23 protein-coding genes are annotated in these 26717 nt (G+C 70.6%); 10 read left to right on the forward strand and 13 right to left on the reverse strand.

What is annotated here, in order from left to right; genetic code table 11:
* Nucleotides 1-97: 97 nt before the first annotated feature.
* The gene (locus ACFLIM_RS26975) at nucleotides 98-1444 is read left to right on the forward strand and encodes a cytochrome ubiquinol oxidase subunit I (protein WP_393170049.1); all 1347 of its coding nucleotides are present in this window, start codon (nucleotides 98-100) and stop codon (nucleotides 1442-1444) included.
* A 12-nt stretch (nucleotides 1445-1456) separates the two neighbouring features.
* Nucleotides 1457-2362, forward strand: coding sequence for a cytochrome d ubiquinol oxidase subunit II (gene cydB, locus ACFLIM_RS26980; protein WP_393170051.1), 906 nt, complete (start codon nucleotides 1457-1459; stop codon nucleotides 2360-2362).
* Between the two features lie 27 nt (nucleotides 2363-2389).
* On the opposite strand, the gene ACFLIM_RS26985 is transcribed toward cydB, so the two are convergent.
* Genes ACFLIM_RS26985 through ACFLIM_RS27005 form a run of 5 tightly spaced genes read right to left on the reverse strand, consistent with a single transcriptional unit; the run spans nucleotide 2390 to nucleotide 6919 of the window.
* Entirely contained in the window at nucleotides 2390-3121 is a 732-nt protein-coding gene (locus ACFLIM_RS26985) for an ABC transporter ATP-binding protein (RefSeq protein WP_393170053.1), read from the reverse strand.
* A complete protein-coding gene (locus tag ACFLIM_RS26990) occupies nucleotides 3114-3845 on the reverse strand; it encodes an ABC transporter ATP-binding protein (protein ID WP_393170055.1) in 732 nt (243 codons plus the stop codon). Before ACFLIM_RS26990 ends, ACFLIM_RS26985 begins: the two co-directional genes overlap by 8 nt.
* The gene (locus ACFLIM_RS26995) at nucleotides 3842-4831 is read right to left on the reverse strand and encodes a branched-chain amino acid ABC transporter permease (protein ID WP_393170057.1); all 990 of its coding nucleotides are present in this window, start codon (nucleotides 4829-4831) and stop codon (nucleotides 3842-3844) included. The genes ACFLIM_RS26990 and ACFLIM_RS26995 overlap by 4 nt, the downstream gene beginning before the upstream one ends.
* Entirely contained in the window at nucleotides 4815-5696 is an 882-nt protein-coding gene (locus tag ACFLIM_RS27000; RefSeq protein WP_393170059.1) for a branched-chain amino acid ABC transporter permease, read from the reverse strand. The genes ACFLIM_RS26995 and ACFLIM_RS27000 overlap by 17 nt, the downstream gene beginning before the upstream one ends.
* Nucleotides 5690-6919: an amino acid ABC transporter substrate-binding protein gene (locus tag ACFLIM_RS27005; RefSeq protein ID WP_393170061.1), complete on the reverse strand. Its 1230-nt coding sequence runs from the start codon at nucleotides 6917-6919 to the stop codon at nucleotides 5690-5692. The genes ACFLIM_RS27000 and ACFLIM_RS27005 overlap by 7 nt, the downstream gene beginning before the upstream one ends.
* 102 nt (nucleotides 6920-7021) lie before the next feature.
* On the opposite strand from ACFLIM_RS27005, the gene ACFLIM_RS27010 reads away from it, so the two are divergent.
* Nucleotides 7022-8053, forward strand: a complete 1032-nt coding sequence (locus ACFLIM_RS27010) for a LacI family DNA-binding transcriptional regulator (RefSeq protein ID WP_393170063.1) — start codon at nucleotides 7022-7024, stop codon at nucleotides 8051-8053.
* A 94-nt stretch (nucleotides 8054-8147) separates the two neighbouring features.
* A complete protein-coding gene (locus ACFLIM_RS27015) occupies nucleotides 8148-10433 on the forward strand; it encodes a PQQ-dependent sugar dehydrogenase (RefSeq protein WP_393170065.1) in 2286 nt (761 codons plus the stop codon).
* Here the strand turns inward: ACFLIM_RS27015 and ACFLIM_RS27020 are convergent.
* The 8 genes from ACFLIM_RS27020 to ACFLIM_RS27055 form a co-directional block, all read right to left on the reverse strand.
* The gene (locus tag ACFLIM_RS27020) at nucleotides 10430-10846 is read right to left on the reverse strand and encodes a hypothetical protein (RefSeq protein WP_393170066.1); all 417 of its coding nucleotides are present in this window, start codon (nucleotides 10844-10846) and stop codon (nucleotides 10430-10432) included. The genes ACFLIM_RS27015 and ACFLIM_RS27020 overlap by 4 nt on opposite strands.
* A gap of 46 nt (nucleotides 10847-10892) precedes the next feature.
* Nucleotides 10893-11306: a hypothetical protein gene (locus tag ACFLIM_RS27025; protein WP_393170067.1), complete on the reverse strand. Its 414-nt coding sequence runs from the start codon at nucleotides 11304-11306 to the stop codon at nucleotides 10893-10895.
* Between the two features lie 112 nt (nucleotides 11307-11418).
* Nucleotides 11419-13776 carry an aerobic carbon-monoxide dehydrogenase large subunit gene (gene cutA, locus ACFLIM_RS27030; protein WP_393170069.1) on the reverse strand — a complete coding sequence of 786 codons (2358 nt, stop codon included), beginning with the start codon at nucleotides 13774-13776 and terminating at the stop codon, nucleotides 11419-11421.
* Nucleotides 13773-14249 (reverse strand): (2Fe-2S)-binding protein, encoded by a 477-nt coding sequence (locus ACFLIM_RS27035; protein WP_393170071.1) that lies wholly within the window; start codon nucleotides 14247-14249, stop codon nucleotides 13773-13775. The genes cutA and ACFLIM_RS27035 overlap by 4 nt, the downstream gene beginning before the upstream one ends.
* Nucleotides 14239-15099, reverse strand: coding sequence for an FAD binding domain-containing protein (locus ACFLIM_RS27040; RefSeq protein ID WP_393170073.1), 861 nt, complete (start codon nucleotides 15097-15099; stop codon nucleotides 14239-14241). Before ACFLIM_RS27040 ends, ACFLIM_RS27035 begins: the two co-directional genes overlap by 11 nt.
* A complete protein-coding gene (locus ACFLIM_RS27045; RefSeq protein WP_393170075.1) occupies nucleotides 15096-16532 on the reverse strand; it encodes a uracil-xanthine permease family protein in 1437 nt (478 codons plus the stop codon). Before ACFLIM_RS27045 ends, ACFLIM_RS27040 begins: the two co-directional genes overlap by 4 nt.
* Before the next feature lie 488 nt (nucleotides 16533-17020).
* Nucleotides 17021-17224 carry an RNA-binding S4 domain-containing protein gene (locus ACFLIM_RS27050; RefSeq protein WP_393170077.1) on the reverse strand — a complete coding sequence of 68 codons (204 nt, stop codon included), beginning with the start codon at nucleotides 17222-17224 and terminating at the stop codon, nucleotides 17021-17023.
* A gap of 11 nt (nucleotides 17225-17235) precedes the next feature.
* Nucleotides 17236-18855, reverse strand: a complete 1620-nt coding sequence (locus ACFLIM_RS27055) for a PucR family transcriptional regulator ligand-binding domain-containing protein (RefSeq protein WP_393170079.1) — start codon at nucleotides 18853-18855, stop codon at nucleotides 17236-17238.
* A gap of 131 nt (nucleotides 18856-18986) precedes the next feature.
* Between ACFLIM_RS27055 and ACFLIM_RS27060 the strand changes: the two genes are divergently transcribed.
* From ACFLIM_RS27060 to ACFLIM_RS27085, 6 genes are all read left to right on the forward strand, one after another.
* On the forward strand, nucleotides 18987-19841 hold the full coding sequence (locus tag ACFLIM_RS27060) for a DUF2877 domain-containing protein (protein ID WP_393170081.1): 855 nt from the start codon (nucleotides 18987-18989) through the stop codon (nucleotides 19839-19841).
* Complete coding sequence (locus ACFLIM_RS27065) at nucleotides 19838-21187, forward strand: FdrA family protein (RefSeq protein WP_393170083.1); 1350 nt, start codon at nucleotides 19838-19840, stop codon at nucleotides 21185-21187. The genes ACFLIM_RS27060 and ACFLIM_RS27065 overlap by 4 nt, the downstream gene beginning before the upstream one ends.
* Complete coding sequence (locus ACFLIM_RS27070; protein ID WP_393170085.1) at nucleotides 21184-22569, forward strand: YlbE family protein; 1386 nt, start codon at nucleotides 21184-21186, stop codon at nucleotides 22567-22569. The genes ACFLIM_RS27065 and ACFLIM_RS27070 overlap by 4 nt, the downstream gene beginning before the upstream one ends.
* Before the next feature lie 143 nt (nucleotides 22570-22712).
* Nucleotides 22713-24830: a serine/threonine-protein kinase gene (locus tag ACFLIM_RS27075; protein ID WP_393170087.1), complete on the forward strand. Its 2118-nt coding sequence runs from the start codon at nucleotides 22713-22715 to the stop codon at nucleotides 24828-24830.
* 195 nt (nucleotides 24831-25025) lie between these two features.
* Nucleotides 25026-25361 carry an MOSC domain-containing protein gene (locus tag ACFLIM_RS27080; RefSeq protein WP_393170126.1) on the forward strand — a complete coding sequence of 112 codons (336 nt, stop codon included), beginning with the start codon at nucleotides 25026-25028 and terminating at the stop codon, nucleotides 25359-25361.
* A gap of 190 nt (nucleotides 25362-25551) precedes the next feature.
* The gene (locus ACFLIM_RS27085) at nucleotides 25552-26715 is read left to right on the forward strand and encodes an MFS transporter (protein ID WP_393170089.1); all 1164 of its coding nucleotides are present in this window, start codon (nucleotides 25552-25554) and stop codon (nucleotides 26713-26715) included.
* Nucleotides 26716-26717 lie beyond the last annotated feature (2 nt).

A 26717-nucleotide genomic window follows, 5' to 3' on the forward strand; every position in this document is an offset into this window, starting at 1 on the left:
ATGTGACCAAGGTCGCATCGCGTTGCTCTACAGCTTGTAGTACTACTGCAAGTAGATGTACTACAGGCTGTAGAGCTGAGGGAGACGACGGGGAGAGATGGACGCACTTGACCTTGCGCGGTGGCAGTTCGGGGTGACCACCGTCTACCACTTTCTGTTCGTGCCCTTGACCATCGGTCTGGGCATCTTCGTGGCGGGCCTCCAGACGGCCTGGCACCGCACCGGGAAAGAGCACTACCTGAAGCTCACGAAGTTCTTCGGGAAGCTGTTCCTGATCAACTTCGCCATGGGCGTGGTCACCGGCATCGTGCAGGAGTTCCAGTTCGGGATGAACTGGAGCGAATACTCCATCTTCGTCGGCGACGTCTTCGGCGCTCCGCTGGCCATGGAGGCGTTGCTGGCCTTCTTCATGGAGTCCACGTTCCTGGGGTTGTGGATCTTCGGCTGGGACCGGCTGCCGAAGAAGGTGCACCTGGCGTGCATCTGGGCGGCCGCGATCGGGTCCAACCTGTCGGCCTATTTCATCCTCGCGGCCAACGCCTGGATGAAGCACCCGGTGGGCTACGAGGTCGTGGACGGCAAGGCCAGGATGACCGATCTGTGGGCGGTGCTGACCAACTCGACGGCGATCGCCCAGGTTCCGCACGTGATCGGGGCCGCGTTCATCGTGGCGGGCGGCTTCGTGCTGGCGGTGTGCGGCTACTGGATGCTCAGGACGCGCGCCGGGATGTGGCGCAGTGCCGCGCGCGCCGCGCTGGTCATGACGGCGATCGCGGGGGCCGTCGTCGCGGGCACCGGCGACATGTCCGCCAAGCTGATGTACGAGCAGCAGCCCATGAAGCTGGCCTCCGCCGAGGGCCTGGAACGCGACACCGCGGGCGCCCCGCTCACGCTGGCCCCCGGCATCGAGATCCCGGGCGTCCTCAGCTTCCTGGCCACCAACGACCTCAACGCCACCGTCCAGGGCACCGAGGACCTGCAACGGCGCTTCGAGCAGCAGTTCGGCCCCGGCGACTACCGGCCGGACCAGACGGTGGTGTTCTGGTCGTTCCGGCTGATGATCGGGTTCGGGCTGGCCACGGTGGGCCTGTCGGTCCTCGGCCTCTGGCTGACCAGACGCCGGCGGGTGTTCCCGACGCTGCTGTCGCGGGCGCTGCTGCTGGCTCTGCCGCTGCCACTGCTCGCGGTGATCGCGGGCTGGCTGCTGAGCGAGATCGGCCGCCAGCCGTGGACGGTCGCGGGCGAGCTGCTGACCGCCTCCAGCGTGTCGCCCGGCGTGAGCCTGGCCGAGGTGGCCACCTCACTGACGATCTTCACGCTCCTGTACGGCGGGCTCGCGGTGGCCGAGGCCGTGCTGCTGTCCAGGCACGTCCGCAAGGGCGTCGAGGAGCGGGACCCGGCCGTCCCCGCGACCGAGCAGCTCGAACCGTCGCTGATGTACTGAGAGGAGCAGACCATGATCGATCTGTGGTTCGTCATCATCGCCTTTCTCTGGACCGGCTACTTCGTCCTCGAGGGCTTCGACTTCGGCGTCGGCATGCTGGCCCCGGTCGTCAGCAGGAGCCCCGCGGAGCAGCGGCAGAGCCTGGAGACCATCGGCCCGGTGTGGGACGGCAACGAGGTGTGGCTGATCACCGCGGTCGGCGCCATGTTCGCCGCCTTTCCGGCCTGGTACGCGGGCGTGTTCAGCGCGTTCTACCTGCCCGTCACGCTCGTCCTGGTGGGATTGATCGTGCGCGGCGTCGGCCTGGAGTGGCGCGGCAAGGTCGCCGACCCGCGCTGGTGCGACCTGGGCATCATGGTGGGCAGCGGGCTCCCGGCGTTCCTGTGGGGCGCGGTCTTCGCCGACCTGGTCTACGACAGCGCGCCCGCGGCCCTGCTCGGCGGCGCGTTCACGCTGGCGGTCTGCGCGCTGCACGGCGCCGTCTTCCTGGCGCTCAAGACCACCGGCCCGGTACGCCGCCGCGCCCGCGTCGCCGCCATGGCCGCGAGCGGTGTGGCCATCCCGGTGGCCGTGTTCGCCCTGTCCAACCTGGGCACGTTCCCCGCGCTGGCCGCCATGGCGGCGCTGGCCGCGGCCACGGCGCTGATCTGGCGGCGCAGGGAGGGCTGGGCGTTCGCGGCCACGGCGGGGGCCATCGTGCTGGCGGCGCTGGCGGTGTTCATGGAGCTGCGGCAGCAGCCGCTGCCGGGGCTCACGCTGGCCGAGGCCGCCTCCGGCGCCTACACGCTGACGATGTTGAGCTGGATCGGGCTGATCACGCTGCCGTTCGTGCTGGTCTACCAGGGGTGGACGTACTGGGTGTTCAGGAAGCGGGTCCGGGTGGCCCCATCTGACGTGCAAGCGGCCGCGTCCGCGTAGCGGGCGTGCCATCGAGCACAGCCCCGGCTACGTAGCGGGGGCGCCGCCCAGGTACAGGCGGCCGAGCCGGGGGTCCGCGGCCAGTTCGCGCGCGGGCCCCGAGAGGTGCACCCGGCCGAGGTCGAGCACGCAGCCGACGTCGGCCATCTCCAGCGCCCTGCGCGCGTTCTGCTCCACCAGCAGCACCGCGACGCCGGTCCTGCGCATCAGGTCGATCCGGTCGAACACGATCTGGGTGTTACGCGGGTCGAGCCCCATCGACGGCTCGTCGAGCAGCACGACGGCGGGCTCCAGCATGAGCGCCCGGGCGAACTCGACCTGCTTCTGCTGCCCGCCCGACAACAGCCCCGCCAGGCTCCCCCACCGCTCGGCCACGACGGGGAAGAGCTCCTTGACCGCCTCGATCCGCGCATTCAGCTTGGCCTGGTCGCGGACGGTGAACCCGCCGAGCCGCACGTTCTCGGCCACCGTCATCTCGCGGAACACGCTGTGCCCCTGCAGCACGTGGGCGAGCCCCAGACCGAGCAACCGCTGCGGCGTCAGGCCCGTCACGTCCCGCCCGGCCAGCAGCACGCGTCCCGACCTGGGCACGAGCAGGCCGCTGGCGACCTTGAGCGCGGTGGACTTGCCGGCGCCGTTCGGGCCGACGAGGCAGACGACCTCGCCGGCGCGCACGGTGATGGTCAGGCCGCGCAGCACCGGCGCGGTCCTGCCATAACCGGCCTCGACCTCCTCCAGCGACAGCAGGGGATCAGACACCGAGATACGCCTCCAGAACGCGCGGATCGTCCCGGATCGCAGCCGGCGGCCCCTCCGCGATGGGCGCCCCCCGGTCGAAGACGATCACGTGGTCGCACATGCCCATCACCATGTCCATGTTGTGCTCGACGACGAGGAACGTGCGGCCCTCGGCGTTGAGGTCGCGGACGAGAGCGACGATCCGGTCGATCAGCGCCGGGTTGACGCCCCCCGCGGGCTCGTCGAGCAGCACCAGCTCGGGCTCGGCCATGAGCACGGCGGCCAGTTCGAGCAGTTTCTGCTGGCCGTAGGACAGGTGGCGGGCCTCAGCGGCCTCCAGGTGCTCGATGCCCATCCGGCGCAACCAGTGCCGGGCCCGCTCGACCTCGCCCTTGTCGTGCAGCCCGGCCAGCAGCTCACGCAGCCGCGTCCGGCGGACGGCCACCAGCAGGTTCTCCAGCACGGTCAGGCGCTGGAAGACCCGGCAGAGCTGGAAGGTACGGCCGAGGCCCGCGTGCGCGATCCGGTGCGGCGACAGGCGGGTGAGGTCGCGGTCGCGGTAGAGCACCCGGCCGGAGTCCGGCTTGATCAGGCCGGTGACGAGGTTGAAGAACGTGGTCTTGCCGGACCCGTTCGGCCCGATCAGGCCGTTGATCTTCCCGTCCCGCAGCTCGACAGTGGCGCCGTCCACGGCGAGCACGCCGCCGAACGACCTGGTCAACCCCTCGGTGCGCAACGAGCTCATGGAGAGACCCCCTGCAGCCGCTGCTCGGCCGTCTCGTCCGGGATGGACGGCCCGGCGCGTTTCCTGGTGAGCCTGGCGATGATGCCGTCCGGCATGAACAACACGACCAGCACCAGCAACACACCCGTCGCGGTCAGGTGGATCTGCGTCTCCCCTAGCACGATCAGGAAGTACTCGCCCGCCGGGGCCACGATGAGCGCGCCGAGCAGCGGGCCGTACAAGTGCCTGACCCCGCCGAGCAGGCTCATCAGCACCATGTACGAGCTGATCAGGATGGAGAAGACGAAGATCGGGTCGAGACTGCCGAACCAGAGGGCGTAGAGGCCGCCCGCCAGCGCCACGAACAGGGCGGACAGGGCGAAGGCGGTCACCTTGTACGCGCTGGTGGGCACGCCCAGCGACTCGGCCTTGTCCTCGTCCTCCCTGATGGCCCGCAGGCCCGCGCCGAAGCGGGAGCGGGAGACGTACCACCAGGACAGCAGCGCGAGCCCGAGCAGCGCCAGGAACAGGTAGAAGAACACGATGTGCGTCTGCCCCCGGTGCAGGTCCGGGAAGGGGGAAGGCACCTGGAGGCCGGTGGAGCCGCCGGTCAGCGAGCGCCAGCCCTGGACGATGAGGTTCATCATCGACACGAGCGCGATCGACACGATCACGAAGGACGCGCCGCGCACCCTGACCGCCGCGATGCCGACGCCCACGGCGAACACCGTGACCAGCAGCGCCGACACCAGCAGCGCCACGACCCACGGCACGCCCAGGCGCACGACCAGCAGCCCGGTCCCGTACGCGCCGAGGCCGAAGAAGGCGGAGTGGCCGAGGGAGACGTAGCCGGTGAAACCGCCCAGGAGGTTCCACGAGGTGGCCATGGCGGCGTACATGACGGTGAGCGTGGCCGCATACACCAGGTAGTAGTTCGGGACCAGCCATGGATAGGCGATCGCCAGGCAGGCGACCAGCGGCGGGAGCCCTCTAGAAGCGATGCGCAAGCCGGCCTCCGAACAACCCCTGGGGACGCGCGAGCAGGGTCAGGAAGAGGAAGACGTAGAACATCATCGTCGCCCAGGTGGCGTCCACGGTGACCAGCACGACGCCCTCGACCAGGCCGAGCAGGACCGCCGCCAGCGCCGCGCCGACCACGCTGCCCAGGCCGCCGACCACGATGATCGCCATCAGCTTGCCGATCCACACCCAGTGCGAGGCGGGGAAGAACGGCGTGATCAGCGCCAGCACCGCCCCGCCCACGGCCGCCGTGGCCAGGCCCACGCCGAAGCCGTACCCGGCGACGCGCTCGGTCTGGATCCCGACCAGCCTGGCCGCCTCCCGGTGCTGGATCGTGGCCCGCAACGACTGCCCGAACCGGCTCTTGACCAGCACCGCGAACAAGATCGCGAGCGTGACCGCGGCCACCCCAAAGGCGATGATCTTGTCGTACGGGAGATGCACGCCGCCGATCGTCAGGGACCTGGTCGCGTACTCCATGCTGACCGACTTGTAGGACCCCGTGTAGAACGTCCCCAGCAAGCCCTCGATCGTCAGCGCGATCCCGAACGTCAACAGCACCGACATCATCGCCAGGCTCTCCGGCGCCAGCCGCGCGACGAGCAGCCGCTGCACCGCCACCCCCAGCACGAAGAACAGCGGCACGGTCACCGGCAACGCCAGGAACGGGTCCACCCCGAGCGTCGTGTGCACCGTGTACGTCAGGTACGCGGCCAGGAACAGGAACGCCGGATGCGCCACCATGACCACCCGCATCACCCCGAAGTACAACGACAACCCCGAGGCCAGCAGCGCGTAGAGCCCGCCGGTCAGCACGCCCAGGGCCACCCCCTGCAGGAGCAGGCTCACCATTCCTGCTTCGGGTAGACGATGCCGGCCGTCTTGGCCTGCTCGGGCAGCACGATCTCGATCTTGCCGTTGACGTACTGCTGGATCATGTGCGCCTGCTCGGGGCGCCCCTGGTCGTCGAAGGACAGCGGCCCCACGACCGTCTGGAACGTCCCCTGCCTGATGTGCTCGGCCAGCTTGTCCTGGCACTCCTTGGCCGGGTCGACGCACTTGGCCGCGGTCACGGCCGCCTCGACGACCTGGCCGACGGTGTAGCCGTTGGCCGCGTCCTCGTTGGCCTCGCCGTCGAACATCTCCTCGTACCGTTTGACCAGCTCCTCGTTGCCGGTGAACGCCGAGGTGGCCGACCAGCCGACCGGCGAGACGATGTGCTCGGCGGCCCCCTTCACCGCGGCGGGGAACTCCGACAACGTCGGCCCCGTCGAGAACGCCGCCAGCTTGGGTTGCACCTTCAGCTCCTGCAGCGCGCGCACCAGGCCGACCGAGTCCTCGAACTGGGTGCCGCCCACGACCAGGTCCGGCTTGGCCGCGGCGATCTTGGCGGCGATGGGCGCGAAGTCGGTGGTCTCCGGCGGGTACACCTCGTCCACGACGGTCTTGATCCCGGCCGCGGCCAGCTTGTCGCGCAGCCCGTACGCGGTGCCCTGCGCGAACGGGTCGTCCAGGCTCGCGTACGCCGCCGTCTTCGGCCGCCGGTCGGCGGGCAGCTTGACGAGGTAGTCGGCCAGGTAGTTGTAGTGGTCGTCGGCGATCGCGGGGGCGGCGTAGAACAACCGCCGGAAGCCCTGCTCGAAGACCTCCTTGGCGGCCCCGGCCGGCTCCACGAACAACATCCCGTACGACTCGGCCACCTTCGCCGCGGGGATCACCAGCCGCGAAGAGAACGGGCCGAAGACCAGGTTGACCTTGTCCTGCGTGATCAGCGACTCGTAGTCGGAGCTGACCCGGTTGGGGTCGGAGGCGTCGTCGCGGAAGATCAGCTCGACCTTCCTGCCGAGCAGGCCGCCCTTGGCGTTCACCCGGTCGGCCCAGACCTGGTAGCCCTCCTGGATGCCCTTGCCGGGCTCCGAGAAGTCGCCCGTGAGCGGGAGCGAGATGCCGATCCGCACCGGCCCCTGCTGCTGTCCCGGCGACTGCGCGGCGCCGGGTTCGTCGGTCTTCGCGCAGGCGGTCATCGCCAAACCGCAGATCGAGATGACCGCCAGGCTCTTGCGAACTCTTGCCATCGAGGGGACCCCCGTCAGAAGAGGCGGAGCGAAAGCGCTTTCGTAAGCGCTTTCGGTTACGATTACACGGGATCCAGCCCCGGACAAGGGGGTTCGCCTCGCATGGCAGAGCGATCGTCGCCGCCGCGCCTGGTCGACGTGGCCAAGGCCGCCGGGGTCTCGCTGGCGACGGCCTCCCGGGCCATCACGGGCAGCACGGGGGTGAGCGCCGAGGTCGCGGCCCACGTGCAGGCGATCGCCTCCCAGGTCGGCTACGTGCCCAACAGCCACGCGCGGGCGCTGGCCGGCGGGCAGGCGTCCATGGTCGGGCTGATCGTGCACGACGTCGGCGACCCCTACTTCGGCGAGATCGCCAGGGGCGTGCTGCGCGAGACGGAGAGCCGCGGCTACCTGGCGCTGATCAGCCAGACCTCGCGCGACCCGAGCGCCGAGCTGGCCAGGATCCGGGCGTTGCGCGCCCACCGGGTCAACCGCATCGTGCTGGCGGGCTCCGGCTACATCGAGGCGAGCACGGAGGCCGACATCGCCACCGAGGTGCGCTCGTTCACCGCGGCGGGCGGGCGGGTGGCCGTGATCGGCCGGCACCACCTGCCGGTGGACGCGGTGCTGCCCGACAACGCCGGCGGTGGCGTCACGCTCATGCGGCACCTGCTCGGCCTGGGCCACCGCCGCCTGGGCGTGCTCGGCGGGCCCGCCAACCTGACCACGGTGGAGGATCGGCTGGCCGGGCTGCGCACGGCGTTCGGCGCGGCGGGGCTGGACTGGCGCTCGGTCCCGGTCGTACACGGGGATTTCACCAGGGAGGGCGGCGCGGCGGCGACCGCCCGGCTGATGCGCGCGCATCCGGGGCTGACGGCGGTGGTCGCGCTGAACGACCCGATGGCGGTGGGGGCGCTGTCCTGGCTGCTGAACAACGGGCGCAGGGTGCCCGAGGAGATCTCGGTGGCCGGGTTCGACGACGTGCCGGTGGCGCGCGACGTCTATCCCGAGCTGACCACGATCAGGCTGCCCATGGTCGGCATGGGCAAGCAGGCACTCGAGCTCGCGCTCAAGCCGCCCGCCTCCCGCCCGCGCCGCCGCCGCACCCCGCACGAACTGGTGGTCCGGGCCTCCACGGCCCCGCCGTCCTCCTGACAGCGCTCTTGACAGAGCTCTCCCCCGGGTTACGATCCGCTGGAGCGAAAGCGCTTTCGCAAGCGCTTTCGAGCCGGGCGAGAGGGGTTCCCCGATGTCAGCCTTTCGCAGCTTCACCGTCGCAGCCGTCCTCGTTCTGACCGGCCTGTACGCGCCGCCGGCGGTCGCCCGCGCGGAGCCGGCCCCCGTCGACGACCCGATCCCCGAGAAGCCCACACCGTCGGGACTCACCCTGACGCTGGAGGAGTTCGCCTCGTTCCCGAAGACCGAGACGATCCCGGAGCCGACCGATTCGCGCCTGGTCCGCTGGGCCAGGATCAACTACCTGGGCGCGATGCCCGACGGCCGCCTGTTCGCCAACGACCTCAACGGCAAGCTCTACCTGCTCGACCAGGGCCGGCCGAAGGAGTATCTGGACGTCGGCGCCGCCTTCGCGCCCGACTTCGTCTCGGGGCGCGGCCTCGGCAGCGGGTTCGGCTTCGCCGCCTTCCACCCCGGTTTCGCCAGGAACGGCAAGCTCTACACCGTACACACCGAGTGGGGCGCGGCGCTCACCACGAAGACCCCTGACCTGACGCCGCAGCCGGACACCCGGTTCCACGGCGTGATCACCGAGTGGACGGCCACCGACCCCAGGGCCGACGTCTTCTCCGGCACCCGCAAGGAGATCCTCAGGCTCGGCTTCAACGGCCAGATCCACGGCATCCAGCAGATCGACTTCCGCCCGAGCGCCCGCCGCGGCGACCAGGACTACGGCCTGCTCTACATCGCCGCCGGCGACGGCGGCCGCGGCGCCTCCACCGACGACCCGCAGAACCTGGCGATCCCGCACGGCAAGATCCTGCGCATCGACCCCTCCGGCACGAACAGCGCCAACGGCAGGTACGGCGTCCCCGCCGCCAACCCGTTCGCAGGGGAGCCGGGCAAGCTCGGCGAGATCTACTCGTACGGCATGCGCGACCCGCACCGCTTCAGCTGGGACGGCGACCGGCTGTTCCTGGGCCACATCGGCGAGCACGCCATCGAGGCCGTCTACGACGTCGGCGCCGGGGACAACCTGGGGTGGAGCGAGCGCGAAGGCCCGTTCCTGTTCGACAAGGCCGACCGCTGCCACCTCTACACGCTCCCGGACGACGACGCGGGCTACACCTACCCGGTGGCCGCCTACGACCACGACCCGCCGCCGGGGCACCCGTGCAACGCCGACAGCGGCCACGCCATCGTCGGCGGCTTCGTCTACCGCGGGACCAGGCTGCCGCTGCTGCACGGCAAATACCTGTTCGGCGACATCGTGGACGGCCAGGTGTTCTTCACCGTCGCCGCCCACATGAACGAGCGGACCGGCCGCCGGGCCACGATCTACCAGCCGAAACTCGTGGACAAGGCAGGCAAGCAGGTCACCATGCCGGACCTCGCCGGGAGCAGCCGCGTGGACCTGCGCTTCGGCCGGGACGGCGCGGGCGAGCTCTACCTGCTGTCCAAGGCCAACGGCAGGATCTGGAAGGTCACGAAGGCCGACTGGACGTTGCCGGACGTGCTGCCGAGCCTGCGTGCCGGCCTGGTCGCCGCGTACGACTTCGAGCACCCGCTGCCCGGCGACCCGGCTCAGGAGCGGGACCAGGGCCTGTCGGGCACGAACATCACGCTCGTCAACGGCGGCGCCGGGATGCGCGTGGCCGACCGGGCGTACCGGGGCAGCACGTACGCGCTCCAGACCCGCCAGGTCGATCCCGGCACGGCGGGCAACGACGACTGGAAGGCCGGGACGTACGGACAGGAAGGCGTGCCGACCCTGCGGGCGTTCAACGGCGTCCAGGGCGTCACCATCATGGGCTGGTTCAAGCTGCTCGGCCAGGGCCCCGCACCCAACTCCAACACCGCCGACCCGGCCGACCTCTACAACGCGATCGGCCTGGCCGGGGTGCTCAGCGGCGACTCCCAGGGCCACGACGTCAGGGCGCTGCTCGAGCTCATCACGGTGAACGGCGAGCTGCGCGTGGTGGCGCTGGCCAGGCGGGTGGACGGCGGCAGCTCCCAGACCTTCGCCGCCACCCTGCCCTGGCAGCGGATCCTGCCGCGGAACCAGTGGGTGTTCCTCGCCGCGACGTACGACTTCGACACCGCCACGATGCGCCTGTACAAGGACGGCAGGCCGCTCGACGGCTCGTACACGGTCTCCGGCGACCCGTGGGGCGTCGAAGGCGACCCCGAGCCCGACGTCACCACGGAGACCGACCCGAGAGGCATCAAGATCGGCGGCAGCTACCCGCAGAACACCAGGGAGCAGAATCCGTGCGACTGCCGCATGGACGGCCTGATGTTCCTGGACCGGGTCGCGGCCCCGGGCGAGATCAGAGCCCAGTACGAGCTGGTGCGCTAACCGACCGTCTGCATCTTCTTCGTACGGTGGTCCGTCAGGTGGAGGTCGCCGCCGAGCCGCTCCTTGAGCAGGTCGAGCACCTTCCTGCTGGACAGGACCGTCCACAGCTTGCCGACCAGGTGTGGGTTGTACTCGGGGGCGGCGTCCATCCAGGCGTCCTTGCCGGACTGTGTGGTGAACGTGCTGACGAAGAACTCGCCGTCCGGGGTCTTGCAGTACCCGGTGCGGATGTCGGCGGCGTCGACCTGCATGCGCGGCTCGCAGCCGACCTTGGCGGAGAGCTGTTCGACGGTGAGGGGGGCGGCGTTGACCTGTCCGGCTGCTGCGACATAGTCGCCCCCGCTCCCTGAGGAGCAGGCGGCGACCAGCCCGGCCAGCAGCGCGAGAGCGGCCAGACGTGGAAATGTCGTCATGTGCGGAGGTACGCAGGCCCACCGGCCGCGGTTCAGGCCATACCAACTACTTAGGAGTCGGCGAGACCCGGTGGTCCATCAGGTGCAGGTCGCCGTTGAGCCGCTCCTTCACCGCCTCCAGCACCTTGAGCGGCCCCAGAACGGTCCAACGAGGGCCGACCAGGTGCGGGTTGTACTCGGGTGCCCGGTCCATCCACTCGTCCTTGAGCTTCTCGTTGGCGAACGTGTTGACGAAGAACTCGCCGTCCTCGGTCTTGCAGTACCCGGTGCGCAGCTCGGTGGCCTCGACCTGCATCTTCGGCTTGCAGCCGACCTTGGCGGAGAGCTGCTCGACAGTCAGCGGTTTCGCGGGCTGCTGGTTCTCGCCTGCTGCGACGTAGTCGCCCCAGCCCCCTGAGGAGCATCCGGCGACCAGCCCGGCCAGCAGCGCGAAAGCGGCCAGACGTGGAAATGTCGTCATGTGCGGAGGTACGCAGCCCAGATCACCCCGGTTCAGCGCCGGGCGACGCAGCCGGGCCGGGCAACGTCTTGAGGGCGTTCCCGTACGGGGAAGGAGGTCAGACCGGCACCGATCATCCCCTGGCGGCGCGCAGGTCGAAGAGCTCGGACGGGGAGATGGGCATGCGGTCGATCTCGATCCCCTCGGCGTCCTCGATGGCCGAGGCGATGACCGCCGAGACGGGGATCACGCCGGCCTCGCCCGCGCCCTTGATGCCGAGCGGGTTGAGCGGCGAGGGCGTCTCCAGGTGGGCGGTCTCGATCGGCGGGATCTCGGTGGCGTACGGCATGAGGAAGTCCATGAAGGAGGCGTTCACGAGCTGGCCGTGCGAGTCGTACACCATCCGCTCGTAGAGCGCCCCGCCGATGCCCTGCGCCACTCCCCCGTGGATCTGCCCCTCGACGATCATGGGGTTTATCAGCCGCCCGCAGTCGTGCACGACGGCATAACGAACCACCTTGATCTCGGCGGTGTCCGGGTCGGTCTCGACGATCGCCGCGTGCATCCCCGACGCGAACGTGGACCTGATCGGCGAGTAGTAGTCCCGCCCCTCCAGCCCCGGCTCCTGGCCCTCGGCGACGGGCGGCCGGTCGAGGTCGGCGGCGCCGGAGAACTGGGTCGCCTTGGCCGTCTCCTCGTCGAAGGCGTACCGGAGGGGGTTGGCCAGCACCGCCACCGTGGACAGCGGGATGGAGGCGCTCGGCGTGCCGGCCACGTGCACCATCCCGTCGGCGATGTCCAGGTCCGCCGGGTCGGCCTCCAGCGCGTCGGCCGCGATGCGCAGCGCCTTCTCGCGTACTTTCCGGCAGGCCAGCGCGATGGCGTTGCCGCTCATGACGGCCGCCCTGGAGGCGAACGTGCCCACCGCGTACCCGAATCTGCGGGTGTCGCCGGTGACCACGCTGACGCGCTCGATGGGCACGCCCAGCTCGGTGGCCGCGATCTGGGCGAACACCGTCTGGTGCCCCTGCCCCTGCGAGGTGAGCCCGGTGGAGACGTGCACCCGCCCATCGGAGGTGATCTGCACGTGCCCGCCCTCGTAGGGCCCGACCCCGGTGCCCTCGACGTAGCAGCCGATGCCGATGCCTCTGCCCGGCCGCCTTTCGAAGGAATCCCAGCCGATCAGCTCCTTGATCATGCGGAGCAGCTCCGGGTAGTTCCCGCTGTCGTAGATCAGCGGCCGCCCGTCCTGAAACGTCATCTGCTGGTCGTACGGGAACTCGTCCGGCCCGATGAAGTTGACCTCACGCACCTGGGTCCGGTCCTTGCCCAGGTAGCGCGCGATCTTGTCCATGGTCCGCTCCATGCAGAACACCCCCTGCGGCCTCCCGGCCCCCCGATAGGGCGTGACCTGCACGGTGTTCGTGTACACGGCGGAGAAGTCGACCCGGTACGACCCGATCTTGTACGGGCCGAGGAGCTGGGTGGAGGTGACGATGGGGACGATGATGCCGTAGGGCGTATAAGCCCCGTGGTCATGCAATATCGTGACATCCAGCCCCAGGACCCGGCCGTCGTCGTCGAACCCCACCCGGACATACTGCACCTGCCCCCGCTCGTGCGACGACGACACGAAGTGCTCCCGGCGGTCCTCGGTCCACTTGATCTCGCGCCCCAGCACCATGGCCGCCCACGGCACCAGCACCTCCTCGGGCCACGGGTGCACGATCTTCACGCCGAACCCGCCGCCCACGTCGGGCGCGATCACCTCGACCTGCGTCAGCGGCAGTTCGAGCGCCGCGGCAACGGCCATGCGCACGCTGGTGGAGGTCTGGGTGCTGGAGTAGACGCGCAGGTCCCTGCCGTCCCATCGGGCGTACACGCCGCGCCCCTCCAGCGGCGTGCTGGCGCTGCGCTCGATGTCGAGCCGGAAGGCGAGCGTGTGCGGCGAGGTCTCGATCGCTTCCCTGGCGCCGCGCCCGTCGGCCGTCCGCACTTCCTGTACGAGGTGCGCCCCGACGTTCCCCGGCACGTCCTCGTGCACGAGCTGGGCCCCCTGGACGGCCTCCTCCAGGCCGACGACCGGCTTGAGCGGCTCGTAGTCGACCTCGATGAGCCCGCAGGCGTCCTCGGCCGCGTACCTGTCGGCGGCCACCACCATCACCACCGGCTCGCCGACGTGCCTGACGATCTCCCTGGCCAGCGGATAGGCCGTGCGCCCGTGCGTGAGCGCAGGGTGCGGGATCAGCAGCGGCAGCGCCCGCCCCACCCGCTCCGGGAGGTCCTCCCAGGTGTAGATGGCGATCAGCCCTTCGACGTCGAGCGCCCCGGTGACGTCGATGTCCCGGATCCTGGCGTGGGCGTGCGGCGACCGCACGAAAGCAGCCGCGAGCGCCTCCTGTCCCAGGTCGTCGAGGTAACGCCCCTGGCCGGTGAGCAGCCTCGGGTCCTCCCGCCGCTGTACGGGCTCCCCGAACAACCTCGTCGTCATGCTTCCTCCGCCAGCAGCTCGGCGGCCCGGTGGACGGCCTTGACGATGTTCTGGTAGCCGGTGCACCGGCACAGGTTGCCCGAGATGCCTTCGAGCACCTCCTCCTCCGTCGGCGCCGGATTCTCCTTCAGCATCGCGGTCACCGTGCACAGGAATCCCGGCGTACAGAATCCGCACTGCAACCCGTGGCACTCCGCGAACGCCCGCTGCACCGGCGACAGCCCGCCCTCGGGAGCGAGCCCCTCGACGGTGGTGATCTCGCTTCCGTCCACGGTCACCGCGAACGTCAGGCACGACCGCACCGGCTCCCCGTCGAGCAGCACCGTGCAGCACCCGCAGACGCCGTGCTCGCAGCCCACGTGGGTGCCGGTCAGGCCCAGATCGTGGCGCAGGCAGTCCGACAGCAGCCGCCGCGCGGGCACGGTCACCCGCCTGGCCGTCCCGTTCACGACGAGCGTGATCTCATGCTCCACGGGCCGCCGCCCCCTCCCGCGCCGCGTTCCGCAGCGCCCGCTCGGCCAGCACGCCCACCAGGTGCCGCCGGTAGGCGGCCGACGCGTGGATGTCGCTTTCGGGGTCGATCTCGTCCTGTACGCCCCGCGCCACCCCGGCGACATCGTCGGGCGCCCGGCCGCCGCAGGCCTCGCTCAGGTCCACGACCACCGGCACCGGGCCGACACCGACGCAGGCCACTTTGGCCGCCGATATAAGCCCATCCTCATCCACCGTGACCACGGCGCAGACCCCGGCCAGCGCGTAGTCGCCGTGCCGCCGGGCCACCTCCTCGAACGCGGCCCCGGTCCGCGCCCCCAATGCCGGGAAATATGCCGACACGGCCATCTCCCCCGGCTGAACCGCCGACTCCATGGGCCCCACGAAGAACTCCCTCGCTCCCACGTCCCGCTCCCCGTCCAAGCGAGCGACCCGTACGGAACCGTCGAGCACGGCCAGCACGGCAGGCAGCTCGGCGGCCGGATCGGCGTGCACGAGGCTCCCCACCACCGTGCCCCGATTGCGGATCACCGGATGGGCGACCAGCCGCAGCGCCCGAGTGAGCAGCGGATGAACCCCGGCCCGCTCCGCCTTCGAGTGCCTGACCAGCGCCCCTACCCTGACGCCCGCCTCGGTCACCTCCATCTCGCCCAGGGACCGGACCCGGTTGATGTCGACGAGATGCGCGGGCGCCACCAGCCGCATGTTCAGCATCGGGATCAGGCTCTGCCCACCGGCCAGCACCTTCCCGTGCGCTCCCACCTCCGCGAGGGTTCGCAGCGCCTCGCCGAGGTCGCGGGGCGCGTGGTACTCGAACGGCGGCGGCTTCACCCGGCGTCGCTCCTGGCCGCCTCGGGGGCCGCCTCGGGGGCGGGCTCGGGGGTGCGCCCGGCGATGGCCCGCAGCAGGTGGTATCCGCCCAGCACCACGATGGTGCCGAGCGCGATGCCTTCGAGGGTGAAGTCACCGCCGATGAAGTGCCGCACTGGTCCGATGGCCAGAATGATGCCCGCGCCGATCGGAACCATGTTGACCGGGTCGGCGAAGTTCACCCGGTTCTCGATCCAGATCTTGGCGCCCAGCAGTCCGATCATGCCGTACAGGATCACGGTGACACCCCCGAGCACGCCACCCGGCGTGGCGGCGACCAGCGCCCCGAACTTCGGGCAGAGCCCGAAGAGGATCGCGATGATCCCGGCGATGTAGTAGGCGGCGGTGGAGTACACCTTGGTGGCCGCCATGACCCCGATGTTCTCGGCGTACGTCGTGGTGGGCGAGCCACCCACCGCGCTGGTGACGATGGTGCCGACCCCGTCGGCCAGCACCGCCCGCCCCACGTACGGATCCACGTCATTCCCCGTCATCTCGCCCACGGCCTTGACATGCCCGATGTTCTCCGCGATGAGCGCGATGACCGCGGGCAGCACCAGCAACACGGCGGACGTCTTGAAGTCGGGGGCGTGGAAACTCGGCAGGCCGAACCAGGGCGCCGAGGCCACGGAGTCGAAGTTCACCCGATCGTGCGGAAACGCGGTGGCCACGCAGTAGGTCCCCTCCACCCGACAACCGCCCCCGGCCGCGTTCTGCAGGTTCGCACCGGGCAACACGGCGGTGATCGGCCCGGCCGTCTTGTCCAGCACCCACGACAACACGAACCCGGCGACCAGCCCGACCAGCACGCCGATCCGCCCGACGAACCCCTTGAACAACACGATCACCAGGAACGTGACCAGCATCGTGATGAGCGCGACCCAGTGATCCTGCGGCCAGTAGACGTCCGCCACCACGTACGCCAGTCCGAACCCGATCAGCATCACCACGGCCCCGGTGACCACGGGCGGGAAGATGCGATGGATGATCTGCACGCCGAGGAAATGAATGGCCAGCCCGGCCAAGGCGAGCACGAACCCGGCGACCAGAATGGCCCCGGTGACGATCGCGTCGGCCCCGGCCGTGTCACCCCCGGCGGCCGCCCTGATGGCGAACACCCCACCCACGAAGGACGCACTGGTCCCCAGATAACTGGGCACCTTCCCCTTGACGATCAGCAGGAACAGGATCGTGGCGACCCCGGACATCATCACGGCGACGTTCGGATCCAGCCCCATGACGAGGGGGAACACGAAGGTCGCCCCGAACATCGCGATCACATGCTGCGCCCCGAACCCCACCATCCGGGGCCAGCTCAGCCGCTCATCAGGCCTGACCACCTCATCGGGAGCCAGATGCTTGCCGTCACCGTGTTTGGTCCATCCCAAAACCATGAGAGCCCCTCTTGTACTGGGCAGCGGCGACACGTTCCGTTGCGGGCACATTAGGCCCGATGTCACGCGCCTACACGGGCATGATCTGCCAAATCTGAGCTCCTGACCAGACAGAACCTCGCGCACAAGAGATCGGCTCGACTGTGAACTCAGTTCCAGTACGACGGCCGGCAGAAAGCGACCCCGTCGGCTGCGTGGACGATGTCGGGAATCTCCCCATGATGACCTGGACATCGAGACTCGCCGTTGCGGCCAGATACTCTTCCTGCCGGGCCATGGCCGGTGGATCGTGGAGGATCGCCGCGGTGAAGTAGCTGACACCCACGAGACGACTTGTCGCGCACCGCCATCACGTCCTAACATGAAGTCACCGCGCCCGGTTCACGGGCTCTACGGCCCCCGCCATGGGGGCCGTTTCTTTTTGCCAGCGCGCCCGATGTTAGTAAACAATACGTAATCTTGCGGTGACTTTTCGTAAACGAACCCCGCTACTCCACCCGTATCGAGAAGCCGTCCCCGCTGACCACCTGCCCCGACCGGATCTTGGCCCTCTTCCTGAGCTCCACCTCTCCGTCCACCAGCACCATGCCCTCGGCGATGAGTTGCTTGGCCATGCCGCCCGTCTCAGTGATCCCGCAGTACTTCAGCAGGTCACACAGCGGGATGTACTCGGAGCGAAGTTCAAAATCCACAACCCCCAAGCCTAGATCCCCCGCATCCGCAGTACGTGCAGCGCCAGCGTCAGGTTGAGCCGCAGGTGCGGATCGTCGGTGAAGTTGCCCAGCAGGCGCTCCAGCTTCCCGATCCGGTACCGCAGCGTGTTGTAGTGGAAGTGCAGCCGCCTGGCCGTCTCCGCCACGTTCAGGTTGGTCTCCAGCAACACCTGCAGGGTGCGCCTGAGGTCGGCGTTCTCGGCGTCGTCGTCGGAGGCCAGCGGCCCGAGCGTCTCCCGTACGAACGCGTGCAGTTCGTCCGTGTCGTTCACCAGGGAGAGCAGCCGATACACCCCGAGCTGGTCGAAGTGGGCCACCGCCCCGGGCCCGTGCAGCTGCCGCCCCACCCGGGCCGCCTTCAAAGCCTGCGAGTACGCCTCCGGTAACGTCTCCGCCCCCGGGCTGGGCCGGGACGTACCGGTGGAGAACGTGGCAGGAGGCACATCCGCGAACCCCGAGGCCGCGTCCTTGGCCACCCGCGCGGCGTCGATCGAGGCGTCCACCACGGCCACCACCTCGTGCGAGAACCCCGCCACCGCCCCCCGCGGATCGTGCCGCCGCATCGCCGCCGTCCAGCACGCCACCAGCCGGTCCTGCGCGCTGCGCTCGTCCCCGTCCGGGTCCAGCTCGGCCACCAGCACCGTCACGGGCCGCGACAGGTCCCACCCGAACGCCCTGGCCCGGGTCGTGATCCGCTCCGCGGTGCCCGCCCGGCCGGTGAGCACGTCGCGCAGGAAGTCGGCCCGGTATTTGCTCTCGACGGCGTTGACCGCCTCCTGCCGGGTGACGACGAGCGCGGCGACGGTGGCGGCGCGTTCGAGGATGCCGACGTCGCTGTCCCTGATCGCCCCGGACGGGCTGTAGGCGACGATCCTGCCGTGGTGGTGCCCTCCGGCCAGTACGGGCACCGAGGCGAACGCCCGCACCCGCCCGGCGGCGGACGTCCGGGAGACGCCTGAGACCGACGGTGGGCCCTCGCGGGAGATCGACTCGCGCAGGACCGCCACGTGGTCGTCGGGCCCGGCGGTGGCCAGCACGCGGCCCGAGCCGTCCACGGCCGCCACCGACACGTCGAGCAACTGCGCCACCTCGGCGGTGACCTCGTTGAGCCCGCCGCCGGCCAGCACCACCTGCACCAGCGCCCGGTGCGCCTCCTCGGCGCGGGCGAGCAGCGCGGCCTGGCGGTTCAGGATGTCGGTCAGCACCTGGTTGAGGATGTCGTCGAAGCCGACGTCGTTCGGCAGCAGGATGAGCGGGAAGCCGAGCCGGTCGGCCTGCTCGACCATCTCGTCGGGCAGCTCGTCCACGTAGCGCCCGAGCTTGATCGCCAGCGCGGCCAGCCCGCGTTCGTCCAGGTCGGCCACCAGCCGCCCGAGCGACTGGGGTGTGTTGCGCAGCGGGTAGCCGGTGGTGAGCAGCAGCTCGTGCGGCTTGACCCAGGCGAGGATGTCGGGCACTTCCATGACGTTGAGCCGTTGCACGATGCGGCCGAGGCCGCTCTCCCCCGCGATCAGCCTGGCGTCCGCGAGGGTCGACACGCCGAGCACCTCTCCTACGGAGACGCCGTGAATGATCGTGCCGGTACTGGCGAGACGGACAGGGGGCTCCATGGAGACGATTGTGACCCCAGAAACCGTCTGTCAGGAAGAGCCAACCTTCCCGCTGACTGTTGGCAAATTTACCCGTACGGAGGGTTCACGGGCCGTTCTACGGTCAGGTCCAAGGTCGGTTGGGAGGTCCGGTGACCGTCAGTACTCATGCGAGGCGTGCCCGCGTCCATGTCACGGGCGCGGCCAGCGCGGCGGTACGCCCCGTCCTGGAGTCGCCCCGACGCCCCGCCCGCGTGCTCGCGGTGTTCCCCGCGGGGGTGTATCTCGAGGTCAGGACCGAGCTGGAGCCTTCGGTGATCGCCGTCATCACGGGCGAGGCCACCAGGCTGCCCAACTCCGTGCTGCTGGCCACCCGGCTGCCGCACGTCACGGTGGGTGACGACGCCTCGGTGGGCGACCGCACGATCGACCTGGGCCCGCTGAGCCTGAGCGTACGCCGCTGGTGGGACCCCTCCCCTCCGCTGGGCCAGATCGACCGGGCATGCCTCGCGCACGCCGCCGCACGCCTGGGCGACCCCCCGCAGCCGGGCCTGGCCGGCAACGGCGCCATCGAGCTGCTCGCCGACAGCTGCGCCAAGGGCTGGCTGCTGGGCGCGGTGACGGCCGCCGAGCAACTCGTGGGCCTGGGTCCCGGGCTCACGCCGAGCGGCGACGACGTCCTCGCGGGGCTCCTGGTGACGCTGCGGCACCTGGGCGCGGCGGCGGGGGCGGACCGGGCGATCTGGCTGGCCGACTGGCTGGCGGCGACCGTGACGTTCGACGCGCGCACGCGTACGACGCCCATCTCCGCCACGCTCCTGCACTGCGCGGCCAGGGGCGAGGCCAGCCCCGAGGTGATCGCCGTGCTGCGCGGCATCACCGGCAGGCAGGCGCTCGAACCGGCGCTGCGCCGCCTGCACCGCCTCGGCCACACCTCGGGCGCGGACCTCGCCCAGGGCATCGCCATCGGCCTGAACGCCGTCATCTCTTTGAGCAGGTTCCAGTGAGCGCGCCAGATGACGGCGACGTGGTGCTGGTACGGCGAGGGACGTACCACGACTCGGTCACCCTCATGCGGATAAGTCGGGCGCTGACCGAAATGTCGGGCGTGGAGGCGGCCATGGTCGCCATGGCCACGGACCTCAACCTCGCCGTCATCAGGGACCTGGGCTTCATCGTCCCCGAAGCCGCCCCGGGCGACCTGCTGATAGCCCTCCGGGCCGACGACGTCAAGACAGCCGTCGAAGAGGCGGACCGGCAGCTCACCGCGTACCAGCAGCCGGAGAGCCCAGCCGACCAGCCGCCGCTGACCACCTACTCGGCCGCCAGGACCCCGGCCGACCTCGTCCTGGTCTCGGTGCCCGGCGAGTACGCCTTCTGCGAGGCCCACGACGCCATCCAGGCCGGGCTGCCGGTCATGATCTTCAGCGACGGCGTCACCGTGGCGCAGGAGCGACGGCTGAAGGAGCTGGCGGAGACCAAGGACGTGCTGGTCATGGGCCCGGACTGCGGCACCGCCGTGATCGGCGGAGTCGGCCTGGGCTTCGCGAACGTCCTCTCCCCCGGCCCCGTCGGCGTCGTGGCGGCCTCCGGCACCGGCGCGCAGCAGGTGACGTGCCTGCTCGACTGGGCGGGCACCGGTGTCAGTCACGTGCTCGGCGTGGGCGGCAGGGACCTGTCGGCCGAGGTGGGCGGTCTGTCGACGCTGCGCGCCCTGCGCATGCTCGACGAGGACCCGGCCACGGAGCTGATCGTGCTCATCTCCAAGCCGCCGTCGCCCGAGGTGGCGCGGGCCGTACAGGAAGTACGGCTGCGCACGCCCGTGGTGCGGGCGCTGCTCCAGGAGGGCGCGCCGGACCTCACGGAGGCGACGGAGCAGGCGCTGCGCGCGCTGGGAAGGCCCGTGCCCGAGTGGCCGTCATGGCCGGCCTGGTCGGGGAAGAGAGCCCGAAATAAGACGATAAAAGGCATCTACTCCGGCGGGACGCTCAACAGCGAGGCCGCCATGATCGCCGGACAGGGCGACTTCGTCGACTACGGCGACGACGCCTACACCAGAGGGCGAGCGCACCCGATGATCGACCCGACCCTGCGCGTGGAGGCGCTCTCCCGCGCCGAGGAGACGGACGTGGTGCTCATGGACGTCGTACTCGGCCACGGCGCCGACCCCGACCCCGCCGCCTCGCTCGCGCACGCCGTCGCCCGCACCCCCGCCACCGTCGTGATCGCCCTCGTCGGCACCGAAGGCGACCCCCAGGACCTGCACCGCCAGGCCGCCGCCTTCCGCGAGGCGGGCGCGGCCGTGTTCACGTCGAACGCGCAGGCCGCCCGGCACGCCAGGAGCCTGCTGTGACCCTGCTCTCCGCCCCGCCCCGCGTCATCACCGTCGGCGTGGGCCTGCTCGAAGAGTCGCTCGCGGCGCAGGCGGTGCCGACGACCCCGGTGTCGTGGCGCCCGCCACTGCCGGGTACGGCGGAGGCCCTGGTCAAGGTGCTGGCCGACCCGCGCAGGCAGGCCGCCAACGAGCTGGCGGTGCGCCGGCTGACCTCCGCGCGCCCGTACCTCACCCGGGTGTTGCGGGCGTCCGAGGTGCTCGACGAGGGGACGTTCCTGCACGCGGGCCCGCCCATCGAGTGGGAGCGCGCGTCCGGCCCGATGCGCGGCGCGCTGATCGGCGCGATGTTGCTGGAGGGCCTGGCGGGCGACGAGCGCGACGCCGAGCGCGAGCTCGCGGCGGGCGCGCTCGCGCTGCGCCCGTGCCACGAGCACGCGACCGTGGGCCCGATGGCGGGCGTGGTGAGCCCGTCCATGTGGTTGTTCGAGGTACGCGACGACGAGCACGGCGGCACCGCCTACTGCTCGCTGAACGAGGGCCTGGGCAAGGTCCTCAGATACGGCGCGTACGGCCCCGAGGTGCTCGAACGCCTGCGCTGGATGGACGAGACGCTCGGCCCCGCGCTGGCGGCGACGCTGGAGCGGACGGGGCCGATCGACCTGCGTTCGCTGATGGCGCAGGCACTGCAGATGGGCGACGAGCTGCACAACCGCAACCGCGCCGCCACCTCGCTGCTGCTGCGCGAGCTGGCCCCGGCCGTCGTCGAGGCCGCCCCCGCCGACGCCGCGCAGGTGCTGCGCTTCATCAACGGCAACGACCACTTCTTCCTGAACGCCGGCATGGCCGCGGCCAAGGTCAGCACCGACGCGGCCCGCGACATCCGGGGCTCGTCCCTGGTCGTCGCCATGGCCAGGAACGGCACCGACTTCGGCGTGCAGGTGTCGGGCCTGGGCGGCCGCTGGTTCACCGGCCCGGCCGGGGTGCCCGACGGGCTCTATCTCGGCACGTACGGCCCCGAAGACGCCAACCCGGACATCGGCGACTCCACGATCACCGAGACCTCGGGGCTGGGCGGCTTCGCGATGGCGGCCTCCCCGGCCATCGTGCGGTTCGTCGGCGGCGAGGTGGCCGACGCCGTACGGGCCACCCGCGCCATGTACGAGATCACGCTCGCCGAGCACCCCGCCTACCAGATCCCCGGCCTGGGCTTCCGCGGCACGCCGGTCGGCATCGACGTCACGCTGGTGGCCAGGACCGGCGTGCTGCCCGTCGTCAACACCGGCATAGCGGGCCGGGTGGCAGGCACGGGACAGGTCGGTGCGGGCCTGGTCAAGCCCCCGGTCGAGGCGTTCACCAGCGCGTTGCTAGCCTTGGCGGACGCGGTAAGTGATCCACTTTAATCGCGACATATCCGCACGTCAGACCTGGCGGTAAGAGCGCACCAGCTTCCATTCCGGATTTGCCGCCGATATCGTATCCAACCTCATAATCTGCAAGTAGCGCGTGACGCACGTGACGGATGAGGCGAAATGGGGGCGGGAACATGGCAGCCGACCGCTTGCTCAGCGGACCCGGCCCAGAAGGAGGGGGCGCCCCGGGAGGCGCATCGCAGAGCCAGGGCCGCCTGATCGGCAGGCGTTACCGCCTCATGTCGCCGGTCGGCAGGGGCGGCATGGGCATGGTGTGGCATGCCCATGACGTGCTGCTCGACCGGGACGTGGCGGTCAAGGAACTGATCCTGACGTACGGGCTGGACCAGGCCGGCAAGCAGGTGGCGTACCGGCGCATGCTGCGCGAGGCCAGGTCGGCCGCGCGGCTGACGCACCCCGGCATCGTGACCGTGCACGACGTGGTCGAGGAGGACGGCCGCCCGTGGATCGTGATGGAGCTGGTCCGCGCGTGGTCCCTGGAGCAGGCCGTACGCCAGAGCGGGCCGCTGCCGGTGATCCAGGCGGCCGAGATCGGCATCCGGGTGATCGACGCGCTCAGGCACGCGCACGCCGCCGGGATCATGCACCGCGACATCAAGCCGGGCAACGTGCTGCTGACCTCGGACCGGGTGGTGCTGACCGACTTCGGCATCGCGGCCATCGAGGGTGACGTGACGATCACGCAGACCGGGCTGGTCATGGGGTCGCCCGCGTACATACCGCCCGAGCGCCTGTCCGGGCAGGCGATCACGCCGGCGGCCGACCTGTGGTCGTTCGGGGCGACGCTGTACGCGGCCGTCGAGGGGCGGCCGCCGTACGAGGGGCCCGATCCGGTCGCGGTGCTCGGCGCGGTGCTCACCCAGGATCCGATCATGCCGCAGCGGGCCGGCTCGCTGATGCCGGTGATCGAGGGCCTGCTGCGCAAGAGCCCGGCGGAGCGGCTGACCTCGGCCCAGGTCATGGAGATGCTGGAGGCGGTGCTGCGCGCGCACGGCTCCGCTCGGCCGCGCCCGCCCGAGACGCTGCCCAGCCAGGCCGACCCGACGCCCGCCGCGCTGCTGCCACCGCTGGACACCCCGTCGGGGCCAATGCCCTCGCGGATCGTGGAGACGCCCTCAGGTCCGGTACGCGTGCCGTACGACCCGATCAACAGCCCGTCGGGCGGCTACTCGATGCCCTTCGACGGGTCGTCGAGCCCGTCGGGCGGCCACCGGACCGACCAGTTGCCGCCGCCGCCGAGCGGGTTCGACGCGTTCAGCGGCCCGTCGGGACCGCAACGCGCGGACACCGGCCCATCGTCGCTCGGAGGCCTGGCAGGACCCCCGTCGGGACCGCAGGCCCAGCCGCCGTTCGGGGCTCCCGCGCCGCCGCACAGGTTCGACCCCGACGACCTGGACGCCCCCTCAGGCCCGCGCCCCCAGCCGATCCTGCCGCTGACCACGGACAGCCGCACGTCCTCGGCAGGTACCCCGTGGCCGCTGGCCTCGGCCGACGACCTGCGCGACCAGTCGCGGGACCTGTCGTCGCACGACATCGGCCACAGCCGCCTGGCCTCGTTGCCGAACGCGTCGCCGCGCACGGGCAAGAGCCGGCGCAGGCCCGAGGAGGACGACGGCCCCTGGACGCGTGACGGGCGGCCGACGCCGCTCACGATCGTCAGCGCGCTCGTGGCGGTGGCCGTCGTCGTGGGCGCCGTGATGATGATCCTTTCGGGCGGGTCGCCGCCCCCGGTGACTCCCACCGCCACGGCCGCCGCCACGGAGAGCGCCCCGACCGAGGGAGCCGGGCCGTCGACCGCGCCGGAGGGCTACAAGGAGCACACCCCGGCCGGGTTCTCCGCCGCCGTGCCGGAGGACTGGACGCTGGCGACGTCGGGCGGCCAGGCCACGTTCAGCGGGCCGAAGGACTCCGGCATGCGGATCGTCGTGGAGCAGGCGACGCCGCAGGCCGACGGCGGGCTGTCCGAGCTGAGCCGGCGGGAGGCCGACGGCGGCGTGGAGGGCTACATCCAGGTGCAGCTCCAGGCCCTCGAATACCGCGGCTGGCAGGCGGCCGACTGGGAGTACACATACACCACGGCCGAGGGCGTCCCCATGCACGCGCTGACCCGGTACGTCACGATCGACGACAACGCCGCGTTCACGATCACGTTCGACCTGCCCGAGCTCAAGTGGGACGACCAGGCGGAGACCCGGAAGGTGTTCTTGGACACCTTCCGCCAGACCACCTAACCCCGCGGGGGGCACGCCCCCGCGACCCCAAAGACGTGGAAGAGGCGACACGCGGGGGGCACGCCCCCCGCGACCCCCCCAAACGCGTGGAAGAGGCGTTTTTCTTGTAAGGGGGAGCGAGCTCCCCCTTACAAGAGAGAGCAAGCTCCCTCTTGTAACCCCAAAGGCGCCTCGCTCGCCCGGCTCAACGACTGGATCGCCGAGACCGCCGCCGAGCGCGGCGAGGAGGTGCCCGCGCCGCTGCCCATGCAAAGGTTCAGGCCGAACGTGGTGATCGACGGGGTGGGCACGCCGTTCGCGGAGGACGAGTGGAAGCGGGTACGCATCGGCGCCGTGGACTTCCGCGTGACCAAGGGCTGCGACCGCTGCGTGCTGACCACGATCGACACCGCCACGTACACCAAGGGCAAGGAGCCCATCAGGACGCTGTCCAGGCACCGCAAGCGGGACGGCAAGGTCTGGTTCGGCATCAACCTGATCCCGGACGCGCCCGGCCGCATCACCCAGGGCGATTCCATCACCATTCTCTGAAATATCGCGAAGAACAGCTTTCCAGATGAAAAATCGATCACTGTCACCTTTGGGGTGATGTTGGGGGCTATGCGAGACTTCACGGGTGACCAGTGCCCCCACAAAGCCCACTGTCTCTACGTCTGACCGTATTCGGCTCGTTCAGCGTCGCACCCTGGCCGTTCTGTCCGCGGCGCAGATCGTGGGCGGCGTGGGAGTCGCCGTCGGGCTGGCGCTCAGCTCGGTGGTCGTGGACGAGCTGTCGGGATCGACGGTGATCAGCGGCTTCGCGGGGACGGCCACCGTGCTCGGCGCGGCGCTGTTAGCCCTGCCGACGGCCAGGGCGTCGGGCAGGGGCGGGCGCCGCGCGGGCCTGACCCTGGCGTACGTGGCGGCGCTGGCGGGCTGCGCGATCTCGGTCGCCGCGATCAGCCTGCACACGTGGCCGCTGCTCCTGGTCGGGCTGGTGCTGGTGGGCGGCGGGAGCGCGGGCAGCCTGGCGTCGCGCTACTCGGCCACGGACCTGGCGCCGAAGGGCCGCTCGGCCCGGCACCTGTCGCTGGTCGTCTGGGCCTCCACGATCGGCTCCGTGGCGGGCCCGAACCTGGCCAAGCCCGCCGACCAGATCGGCATGCGGCTGGGGCTGGTGGAGAAGGCGGGGCCGTTCGCGTTCTCGGCGCTGGGGTTCGCCCTGGTGCTGGTCATCATCATCGGCTTCCTGCGCCCCGACCCGCTCAAGCTGGCCCGCGATCTGAACGGCACCGAGGATCCGGGCGCCGGACGTACCCGGACGGTCAGCACCGCCTGGCAGACCCTGCGCACCACCCCGATGGCCCGCCGCGCGCTGGTCATGATCGCGATCAGCCACACGGCGATGGTGTCCGTCATGTCGATGACCCCGGTCAAACTCCACCACGACGGCTCGAACCTGGACGTCATCGGGCTCGTGATCAGCCTGCACATCGCAGGAATGTACATGTTCTCGCCGGTCGTGGGCTGGCTGGCCGACAAGGCCGGCAAGGTGCCCGTGCTTGTGCTCGGCATGGCGCTGCTGCTGAGCGCCGCCACGCTGGCGGGCACGGCGGGGCACCGGGTCTGGCAGGTGACGGCGGCGCTGGTGCTGCTCGGCCTGGGCTGGTCGTGCGGCCTGGTGGCCGGTTCGGCCCTGGTCACGGAGTCGGTCCCGATCGAGCGCCGCCCGGCCGTACAGGGCCTTTCCGACCTGCTGATGAACGTCTGCGGCGCCACCGGCACGATCATCGCGGGCGCCATCGTGGGCGTGCTCTCCTACGGGGTGCTCGGCCTGGTCGTGGGCGTCATGGTGACGCTGGCGGGCCTCTGGCTCACGATCGTCTGGCGCCGTGGCGACACGTGAGC

Origin of the sequence: Nonomuraea marmarensis (assembly GCF_043197025.1) — a bacterium.
In the GTDB taxonomy this organism is placed as follows: Bacteria; Actinomycetota; Actinomycetes; order Streptosporangiales; family Streptosporangiaceae; genus Nonomuraea; species Nonomuraea marmarensis.